10 protein-coding genes are annotated in these 9,859 nt (G+C 60.2%); 3 read left to right on the forward strand and 7 right to left on the reverse strand.

Translation table 11 applies throughout. The features are described from left to right. Positions 1–37: 37 nt before the first annotated feature. The 3 genes from ACFWEM_RS28555 to ACFWEM_RS28565 form a co-directional block, all read right to left on the reverse strand. Positions 38–838 carry a DUF6924 domain-containing protein gene (locus tag ACFWEM_RS28555; protein WP_378539130.1) on the reverse strand — a complete coding sequence of 267 codons (801 nt, stop codon included), beginning with the start codon at positions 836–838 and terminating at the stop codon, positions 38–40. 249 nt (positions 839–1,087) lie between these two features. Next, positions 1,088–2,587 carry a hypothetical protein gene (locus tag ACFWEM_RS28560; RefSeq protein ID WP_378539131.1) on the reverse strand — a complete coding sequence of 500 codons (1,500 nt, stop codon included), beginning with the start codon at positions 2,585–2,587 and terminating at the stop codon, positions 1,088–1,090. A gap of 9 nt (positions 2,588–2,596) precedes the next feature. Continuing rightward, positions 2,597–2,797 (reverse strand): tyrosine-type recombinase/integrase, encoded by a 201-nt coding sequence (locus tag ACFWEM_RS28565; RefSeq protein WP_378539132.1) that lies wholly within the window; start codon positions 2,795–2,797, stop codon positions 2,597–2,599. 185 nt (positions 2,798–2,982) lie between these two features. Here ACFWEM_RS28565 and ACFWEM_RS28570 point away from each other — a divergent pair, with 185 nt between their 5' ends. Beyond that, positions 2,983–3,885 (forward strand): TolB family protein, encoded by a 903-nt coding sequence (locus ACFWEM_RS28570; protein ID WP_378539133.1) that lies wholly within the window; start codon positions 2,983–2,985, stop codon positions 3,883–3,885. A gap of 150 nt (positions 3,886–4,035) precedes the next feature. Here ACFWEM_RS28570 and ACFWEM_RS28575 read toward each other — a convergent pair whose 3' ends face one another. The 3 genes from ACFWEM_RS28575 to ACFWEM_RS28585 all read right to left on the reverse strand — a co-directional run bounded on the left by ACFWEM_RS28575 (position 4,036) and on the right by ACFWEM_RS28585 (position 6,451). Beyond that, positions 4,036–4,308, reverse strand: a complete 273-nt coding sequence (locus tag ACFWEM_RS28575; RefSeq protein WP_378539134.1) for a hypothetical protein — start codon at positions 4,306–4,308, stop codon at positions 4,036–4,038. A gap of 502 nt (positions 4,309–4,810) precedes the next feature. Continuing rightward, positions 4,811–5,815: a tyrosine-type recombinase/integrase gene (locus tag ACFWEM_RS28580; RefSeq protein ID WP_378539135.1), complete on the reverse strand. Its 1,005-nt coding sequence runs from the start codon at positions 5,813–5,815 to the stop codon at positions 4,811–4,813. Positions 5,816–6,022: 207 nt separating this feature from the next. Beyond that, positions 6,023–6,451 carry a hypothetical protein gene (locus tag ACFWEM_RS28585; RefSeq protein ID WP_378539136.1) on the reverse strand — a complete coding sequence of 143 codons (429 nt, stop codon included), beginning with the start codon at positions 6,449–6,451 and terminating at the stop codon, positions 6,023–6,025. Between the two features lie 234 nt (positions 6,452–6,685). Between ACFWEM_RS28585 and ACFWEM_RS28590 the strand changes: the two genes are divergently transcribed. Then, complete coding sequence (locus ACFWEM_RS28590) at positions 6,686–7,954, forward strand: hypothetical protein (protein WP_378539137.1); 1,269 nt, start codon at positions 6,686–6,688, stop codon at positions 7,952–7,954. An 18-nt stretch (positions 7,955–7,972) separates the two neighbouring features. Continuing rightward, positions 7,973–8,725, forward strand: coding sequence for a hypothetical protein (locus ACFWEM_RS28595; RefSeq protein ID WP_378539138.1), 753 nt, complete (start codon positions 7,973–7,975; stop codon positions 8,723–8,725). A 536-nt stretch (positions 8,726–9,261) separates the two neighbouring features. On the opposite strand, the gene ACFWEM_RS28600 is transcribed toward ACFWEM_RS28595, so the two are convergent. Further along, positions 9,262–9,859, reverse strand: a 598-nt coding sequence (locus tag ACFWEM_RS28600) for a hypothetical protein (protein WP_378539139.1), incomplete at its 5' end; no start/stop codon positions are given.

Consider the following 9,859-nt stretch of genomic DNA (forward strand, 5'->3'; position numbering starts at 1 on the left):
TGGGGGCCGGCGGCGGGAAACAATCCCGCCGCCGACCTCAATCCAGGAGTGGACCGGTATGAACTTTTCGATATGCCGCAATGGGTTCGAATCTCCCATTACCCAACGCGATCGTCCAGGCGTAGCGGGAGATCGTTAGAAGATCGATCACCGCAACCTCGGGCACTTCTTCGATCGCCCGCAGGAATTCTTCTTTCCCCTCGTCCGGCCACCCGGGATCGTTCGGCGAGTTCCGGACATTGGACCGGTACGTTTCAATGTCGAGCCCCGATATCACCGTAACCTCGGGACCATGATCGTCTGTGTCGAGGTCATGAAGAAGTTCGGCGAACAGAGGCAGTTCTTGTCTCTGCGCAACTGCGTCCCGCAGCATTTCGATCGGATAGAATTCGTACTGGCTCGGATCGAATGCGTCGATCCCGCGGTAAACACCATCTGCGTCCGCAGACTCAACGAAGCTGATGTAATCCGAATTCCCGAGCGAGAGTCCCGATGAAACCGACTCTATTCCCGGCTGCGTGACCCGCAAGGTCTGACCAGGCGTGTGATTTCCGTATTCGGCACTGCCGGTGTCCACCAAGAGGAGCGCATGCTCGGGATCGGTCATCGTCTGACTATCTGCCAAGAAAACGAAGGTCTGATCCGGCCCGACCAAACCGAGCAACTCGTCGACCGTAAGGTTCTCGAACTGCCTGTCATCGACAACGGTGAACTGAGGAAAGAACGGTTCCTCCTCATCCTCGTCACCGGTCGACAGCAAAACCTCCTGCCACAGCCTGTCGTCCGAAAAATCGGTACGAACAAGTAAGGACACGCCCGCCGGTAACCGTTGATCCATGCACACATCATACGGATCGATCAGGGTATCAGCGGATTATTCCTCACCAGCGCAACATATTTCGTTGCCACCATGGCGATGCATCTGCGCGTGGATCGATGTTCGGCTCGCTGCGTCGATCGCCGTGACTGGTTTCCTCCGGTCATGGCGAGTGCGCAGGCGGCGTGATGAAAAGTTTGTGCAAGGCAGCCTTTCGGTTCACGAGGCCGGTGACGCGTGCAGGGGGAACTGCTCCAAGTCACGTGTCCATCAGTCCTCGTTTTTACGAAAGTGGGTACGAAACCAGTTGCGTCGAGGGGTCTCTCGGCTAGCAGCATCCGCCTCCACGTCCAGGTGAGAGGTTCCCTCTACTCGAAGTTTCGGCGCTTCTCCCAGAACTGCTGCTCTAATCGCAGCCCAATCCGATAGCTTCCACAAATCGAACAAATCGAGTGTCGACACCACCCGTACATCGAGAGAGCTCACGAACTCGGGGCGGGCGTAGACCTGGCGCGAGCGCTCACTCGGATCCGTCTTTCGTTCATGATTGACAATCAGTGTCCCGCCGATGACGGACTCGCTCGGATGCTCGCCCGCCCAGGTGGCGAGGTGCTTCTTGAGATCGCCGACGAGCGCTTCTTTCGCTCTACCGCCCTCCGACTTGACCTCTACGAGATACCTCCGTCCCTGATCATGGACGAGCAGGTCCGCCGACCACGTACCCTTACCTGTCTTATCCAGATTGAGTATTTCGAGGTGCGCGTCCTCAAACACTCGCGCGACGGCTTCCTCGAGCTCAGGGCCACTCCCGTACAGCAGGCCATCTCGCATGCTGGTCGCAGTCTCCCTCGCCTCCTCGAGCTCCGCCAGGAGCCGGGCGCACTCCTCCTCGTGCCGCTTCTCCATGTCGGTCAACGCATCCTGGGCTGCGATTTCTCTCGGGGTCTGCCACTCGGGAGCAACTGACCCTGCGATCCTGTACCGGCGGGCTGCCATCGGAGCGAAATGCGGGATCGCTTGCTGAACCAGCCAGTCGATGATCTGGTTCCAGTCGACCGCATCAGGGATGACGTACCACCGCATGCTGCCGTCAGCGGGTGCCCATGCTGCGACCACGGGATTGCCGAGGACATCGATCAGGATGGGTTCGAAGCTCCCGCGCGGCGGGCTCGGTGTTTGAGCGCCGGTTGGCGATTCGAACGCGGTGTCACGCAATTTCAGGGACCACCATGGGGCGGAGTCGGGCCGGTTGAGCAATCGCAGTCCTAGATCCTTATCGGCGACGTTCAGTCCGGGAGCGAGTACGGGGCGGGCGCCGGTCGGAAGCCGCCGGCCGCCGATGCTTCCCTGCGCGTCAGGAAGGATAAGCACGACGTCTGCGCCGTGGAGGAGCGATGGGAGTGGTCCGAAGTGGTCGGCGTCGCCGAGCATTCTGATGACGAGTGCAGTCTCATCTCGCTCTCTTGCTCCGGCCGAGAAGCGGCGAAGTTCGTCTGCGCCGCTGCCTGTGAAGATGGATGGTTCGATCGCGGCCACGCAATCCGCGGATTCTTGTCCTAGCCACCGCGGCTGCACATTTAGTTGCTCCCAATCGAGCGCGGCGGCACTGATCGGTGTCTGCTGATCAGTGTCGTCACCAGGTGTCGAATGCTTCCAGGCCGGTGTGTCTGGTTGCTCGGAGGGAGCTGCACGCCCGATGTGCACGGGTAGAGCGGGGGATCGCGTCACCGGTGAATCGTACGGCCGCTCGGTGTCGAGGTGGGTCGACATGGACGGGTTCTACTCAAGCACCTTGTAGACCGGGTCTGCGGCTGCGCGTGTCTCCTGTCCGACCGCCGCGGTGTAGCGAGACGTCGTTTGAATCGACGAATGGCCGAGCATCTGCCGCAACTCGTAAACCGAAACACCTTGGTCTGCAAGACCGGTGGCAAAAGTGTGTCGCAACTGGTTCCGGTGCCCAGATTCCCTGCGTCGCTGCATCCAGGGCGCGTTTGATCTGCCCGACTGCGGACTTGGTCAGACCGAGCATCGCCTCGGATCTTCGCTCGCTGCAGCAGGGTGTACGGCGCTCCCGGGTCACCGGGCTGTTGAACAGTCCGCAGCGATCCCATCGTCAATCGATCGATAAATCGGCATCTTCCTACCCAGCCACTTTGACTATGATCGTGCATGATCAGCTGATGCGTTTCTCCCGGTTATTGCCTGTCTTCGCTGCATCTTCCGTCGTTCTTGCAGGTTGCGCGGACGAACCGCCGCGGACTCCGGCACCGGCGATCATCTCTTTTGATGACGGGTGGGGTCAGGTCTTCGTGGCGAACATCGACGGCAGCGGTTTGCGACAGGTTTCCCCAACGGTCGGTGACGACAGTACAGATAGCCGATACGGCAATTTCGCCGCACTATCGCCAGACGGAACACAGCTGGCATACACCCGCGGAGGGAGAAACATCGAACTCGTGGACCTCGATTCCGGTGAATCACGCACTATTCGCGAAGGTGGCCATCAACCTGTCTTCTCGCCGGACGGGTCCCACATCGCGTTCAGCACTGGCAGCGGTATCAGCATCATGAACACCGACGGTTCCGACGTGCGCGTTGTCGCCGAGGAGGAGGGCGGATCCGATGCTACGTTCTCGCCTGACGGCTCGCGGGTGGTCTTCAGAGTCGGCGGATACATAGTCGAGACACCAGTGACGGGTGGAGAAACAAAGGTTGTTCTGCGGGACCAATTTTGGAACGCAGACCCCTCCTACTCGCCTGACGGTTCCACTCTGGTCTTCTCGAGCAATCGCGGCGGGAACAACGGATCGGAGATCTACTCGATGCCTGCCGGCGGTGGAGAGATCACGCCACTGACCGATACGTTCGCCGTGCATCCGAAGTTCACACCGGACGGTTCACGCATCCTCTACAACAGATCGACGACGATGTCGGGGGATTTGGTTGTCGATATTTCCACGGCTGAACGCACCGAGCTTGCCTCGATGAACCCTGACGGCTCCGACCAGAAGCGGCTGACGCCCCGTTCGATCACAGCCCAGATACCGAGTAGCGGCGGCGGACAGTGATATCACCCGTCACCTCGTCGTTGACGAGTATTGGTCACCTAAACCACCGGGAACTCCGCTCGAAGACGTGCGTCCATCAATCGATTATTTCTGAGGCACCGGACGGTGAGGTAACTCCCCGAAACGACGTTGCTGCCTGCCCCCTGACACCTACCCCAACGCTTGCCTGGCGGACGTGGCGCTTCGAATGAACTCCGGGACCCACCGGGTGCGACCGTCCGCCAACGTGAACGTATCCACCGCCTTGGTTAACAGCTCTCGGAGCGCGGGACTGTTCGCATCCGGGTCGTCTGCGTAAAAGCGCAAACCCATGGCGGTCTCTCGTGCGTCCTCAGCGTTCGAGTGGTCACCCTCGCCGTACGCGTCGAGCATGTCGGCGACCTCAAGGATTTTGCTCGTGTTCTCTTCGGCAGCGTCGGTCATTAGTTCTCCCTGCAATGTTCAGTCCTGCAAGCCGCGGCCGGGTGACCGCTTATCCACGGCGCTCCCTGGTGGCCGGGTTACTGTAGCCCCGCGAGCCACCTCGACGGCTCCGTGGCAGATCATCGCTGCAGTCGGTTCGGTTATTGTCCGGTGCATATTCCAAGGAGTTCTGTGTGCATCGTGCGCGCAACTCGGGCTCCTTCACGTCGGTGGGGCGGCGCTGCTCTGCGAGGACCTGCTCTCTGCAGGTTGCGGTCTGTCTTGGTGTCGGTCTTCGACTTACGCTGCGCCTGCTTGCTCATTGTGCCCGGCTTGTCACCATTGGACCGGTACGGGAAGACTCCAAATGGGCGGAGGCTAAAAGTTTTACGGCGCATGCGATCGCGAACGACGCTTTGTCGAATCTGACTGATCTGCACGGGATGGCTGCCTGCAATAGTCTTTGCCGACGTCCCTCCATGTCCGCGATAGTCGAACCCAGCGCGAGGTGACTGTCGGCGGGCTACTCGAGCATTCTGTAGACGGGGTTTGCGGCTGCGGCTGTGCGGGTCTCCTGTCCGGCCGCCGCGGTGTAGCGAGACGTCGTTTGAATCGACGAATGCCCGAGCATCTGCCGTAGCTCATAAACCGAGACACCTTGGTCGGCAAGGCCAGTGGCGAAAGTGTGCCGCAACTGGTGCACCAGAGCTCCGCGAACCTTCTGGTCCTCAATACCTGCCCGGGTGTACGCACGTTTGGTGCGGTATTGCACCAGCGATCTCGACACGCGGTCACCGTCCGGGCCGACGAACAGGGGATCGGTCGCCCGGAAACGGGTCCACGGTGTGGAATCAGATCGCACGCGTGCGCGACCGGTGTGAGGAAAACGGATCGCCCGCGACGCGAGGTACTCACCGAGTACGTTGACCAGGCCAGCTTCGATCGTGACCGTGCGATCCTTGTCGCCCTTCCCTCGCACGCGTACCGCTTTCGCGCCATTGCCGCCGTCCACATCGCGCAGATCTCGGATGTCGAGGCCGACGAGTTCGGCCAGCCGGCAGCCGGTCAGAAGGGAGGTGAGCACGATCGCCAGATCACGCTCCGGCCAGGCCCGAGCATGGGTGTCGTCCGGATCACCCACTGCGGCCAACAATTTCGCGACAGCTTCACCGTCGAACGACGACGGCTGCCGCTTGGACATCGCCGGCCGCCGAACCGTCGACATCGGGTTGGCTTCGAGGAGATCCTCGGTACACCAGAAGCCGCACAACGTATTCCACGTCGACCAGCAACGCCGCACCGTCGCTGGAGCGCGGGTTTCGGCGAACCGGGCGAACGCACGGCGCAAATGATCCTTGTCGAGGACAGCTGTCGTGAGGTGCTCGATCGGAACGGCCAAGTCGACGGCGAGGGCGTCAGCGATGCCGACGAAATCGTGGCGGTAAGCCTCCGCGGTGTGGGTGGACATGGTTCCGCCCTTGCGCCAGGTCATGAAGGTGTCGAACGCGACGTCGAGGGAGGTGCTCACAGTTCAGGCCTATCGTCGACAGCTGGGGAGCGGGGTCAGGCCCACACTCATTTTGCTACATAATAGTGGTTATGTAGCAAAATAGGGTCTCTGGAGGAGATACCCTTCCTCCGAGGTGGTCGACGAACGCCGGGATGGCCCCCACAAACATCGTGAGGACCATCCCGGCAGTACGCGAAACTCCGGTCGCCGACGAACCAGTGACGACTATCGCCAGTTGCAGCTGTACGGCGTGACCGTCACAATGCCGACCTTGTTGGCATCGATCTTCGCGCACATGTTCCGACTTGCGGCGTAGTCGAGTTTCGATGCCTGATCGCTGATGTACCAGGCCCCCGCTCCGACGATCGCCCCGCAAGCAAGGCCCGGGACGACCGCGACAAGCATTGCCCCTGAGCAAACCGCACCTGCTGCCACACCTCCGCCTCCAGCCACCAGGTCCGACATACGGCGGAATGACGGCTGAAGTTTCTTCACCTCCGACTGCGAATACCAAGTGGACTTCCCCCACCAGTAATTCGAGCTGACACTAGCGTCGGCTGCCGGCGCCGCGCTCAACGCGATCAATCCGGTGGCGCCCACGACAAGGCCCGCCTTCAACGCGCTTCCGATCGTACGGTTCTTGATCCCGATCATGGATTTTCCTCCCGGTTGTCTCCGGCCCACCCGTTGCTTTCGCCGTGGTCTCGACGTTGGCAACCTCGTGCCGACGTGAATAACTGTGCGACAGCGCTTTCCGGCGGTCAATGCTGCGACGCAGGTCGGCAGGCATGTGCCGACGATCGAAATCTCCCGGCACTTGCCGGGTCTTTTTCGTAGTTGTCGGGGAAACAGATGCGCGACGACCCTTTTGCCGATATACCTCAAAACATGAACAACGCATCACGTCGCAGCAGGATCGCTTACCAGGTGACTCTGCAGCGAGTTGGCGACTATGGCTTCCGTTCCGCAATTACGAGACTTATTGCGCTCGCAGTAATTGCGGCGACGTTGGCGACGGTAGAGCCCCCCTGGTACGCGTGGGCCATTCTCGCTTTTGCTGTGTTCGCAAGCTACCTGTCCGCCAGCGACAACTTCTATATCGAGCGCCCCGGTAAGCGTCCGCTAGAACCACTCGCCCGAGCCAGCCTGCGCTACAACGAAACATCGCTGGGCAGAAACCGCCCAAATATTCCCGGACTGGCGGAGATGTTGTGCTACGTCCCACTCGGGATACTTGGGCCGTGGTTGTTGACCGATCAAGCGGTACTCGCTCGCCTCATTTGCCTGAGCGCCGCGCTGGTCTACATCGCCAGCTGCTTGAGCGCAGTGTTCGTCGATCCGGCGTTCTACAACCCTGGAATCACGATGCCCGCTTTCATCGAGTACGTCAGATCTTGTGTCGGCCCCCTTAGCGCGGCCATCGCTACCGCCGTCATCGTCCCAGCTCCTTGGCCCACCACCGAGAGTCGTGTGCTCGCTTTCGGTATGTGCCTCGGACTTATCGGCGTGCAACTTCGTTTACGTGAGACTGACCGTGCACTGGTTACGGCACGCGCGTTTTCGGACTCGGAACAGGTGACAGGGCGGCAGGCCATCACCAGTCCGTTGCATTCAAGAGTCGGTGCACCAGTCGACGCTCTCCATCGATATGTCGAACGGAACCGCTCGCATGACCCCGATTTGTACGATCAGTACCGCTTGCTGGTCGGCGGCTATCGTGAGCTCATCGAGATGGACCTGATGGCGGACCTGGACGCAGACTGGCCAGGGCTGCTCAACGGGCGCCTCCGGCAATTGATGGGCTCACGAGGAATGCAACATACGTTCACGCATCCAGAAGAACCGCTGACGCGATGGAACCGGCTTACGGCGACTCTTGTCTTGGACGAGTTCGTGACGAATGCGGTCAAAGCCAATGCCACTCACTGCGATGTCTTGTTGGTGTACACCGCGGCGCGCAATGAATACTCTGCTTCGGTGACCGACGACGGCGGTCAGATCTCCGCGGCGGCATGGATGCGAGAAGGTGGGGGGCTGCAGCGTCTGGAACGTAGGTTGAAAACCCGAGGCGGCGCTATTACTTACCAAGTTCGCCCTGACGGACGGAAGAATGTCGAAGCTCGCTGGACCGGTTCGAGGAACTATGTTCACGGGTAAGTCTAAGGAGAGAATCTGATGGTGGCAGATGTCTTGCTTGTGGAGGATCTAGAGGGCTTCGATCGTCAATTCCGAGATATCTTCGGTGAAGTCGACAGATTCGCCAAGTTCGGCGATTTGGCTGCTTCGAAGAAACGCGGATGGTCTTACGCGTTCGTGGATTTCGACCTAGAGGATGAGGCAACGGGGTTCTCGGTTCTCGACTACCTTCACGAACACAGCCCCGGAACAAAGATCGTGATCTACACAGCCCTGACTGAGAACGGAAGGGCATTGTTCGCGATGGCGGCGCGGCATTGGTACAACGTCTGGGCGGTCAGGGAGAAACACGGGTGCACCGACGATGTCCTCATTGCGGTACGAGACGAGGGCCGCAATCCTTCGATCGACCGCACGAACGAGATTCTTGATCGGGAGTCATGGCGAATAGACACGCTCTTCCCCCAATTCGACTCGGTCAAACTGTGGTCTGTCTGGGTCGAATACGGCGGTTCAACTCGCTCCATCGCTGATGCGTTCAAATATTTCACCAGAACCCAGAACGACAAATTTGGTACACAAGTCACCGCTGCGATACTCGAGATGCGAATTCACATCGGAGCACTGTTGGGCCAACGCTCTACTCCGGTCCCAGCGGTAGGCGGCAAACGGACGGACAACAAGGTGATCACTACGACATTCGTCCAGGCGAATTCGGCGTTCTTCCACGCTGGCGACCTTGCACGAGTGGTCTCCCGCGTGCGTCCGTGGGAGAGCGAATCAAACCGCTAGCGCCATCCGAAAGTTTCAACCACCAAAGCAGTTTGAACCGCAGCGCGGCGTGGTAGCAGAATCTCCCGGCGAACAGTTCGGGTGAGTCGCGGACGGGCCGCCCGCCAACCTGCAGGTCACTCGTACCAAGGAAGGCAGCCTCATCCGTACCCGTGAAACGCCAACTCGAACTGCCGCTCGACAGCCTTGCCCTACCTGCCCCTCCATTGAGAATTGAGCGTCACTCGGCGGAGTCCTTTGGAGTGAGCTCGCTCGCCCGCACGTGCTCGCACCAGCCGCACACTGGGCATCGGACGCGGTACTCGAACATTCCGTGGTCGTCACTGCCTAGTGATTCGACAACGGTGAACGCGTCAGCGTTCTTGGGACATATGTTGCCTCTGAAGAACCCGTTCCCCACCCTGATGGCGATCGCTACGGAACCTCTCACGAACCCCATGTCGCCCCTCAAGATATCCCCGGCAAGTCCGTCAATCTGTGGCCATGCGGTGAGAGTCGTTCCGGCAGGGCAGCTCCCGCTTCAGCGCTACGAAGATCTATAACACCAGTCGTGAGCCTTTCGGTAGCCTGATCTCTCGTCGTTCGGTGGGCAGGCTTGCCGCGGCACGGATGCTGCGGATGTCATCGGCAGTCAACGGCGCGGACAGATCGCGCTGGATGACCACGGTGCCGTCCCGATACGGAAATGCCTCCACGGTGGGCGGGAGTTGGGTTTCGTCGACGGGGAACTCTTGACCCAAATAGGTGCAGCTGCCGATCGTCGCGCCGCCGGGTACGTAACTCTGAACCCGTGACTCAGCTCGCCGGTAGAGGACCGCTGTGGGGGCATCCCAGATATCAGTCAGCCCTTGAACGAGGTTCAATGCCAGTGTGATCCGAGATTCGTCGGCGAAAGTGCAGATGAAACTTCCCGTCCCCGAAGTGCCCCCGAAACTGGCCACCACGCGAATATCGCCGGCATTCGAGTACAGGCTTAGGTGTTGAGGGAGCGAGAGTGGATACATTCCACCGGTGGCGTGGCGCGATCGCCGCTTCTCGATCAGTGCTGTTTCGATCGATTCTTCCGTCGGCGGCACCAGGATCTGCCGAACATTCGAGGCGAGTATCTGCTCGACCGTCGCCTCGGGGGGGGGG

The organism is Rhodococcus sp. NPDC060176 (assembly GCF_042728675.1).
Lineage (GTDB): Bacteria > Actinomycetota > Actinomycetes > Mycobacteriales > Mycobacteriaceae > Rhodococcus_F.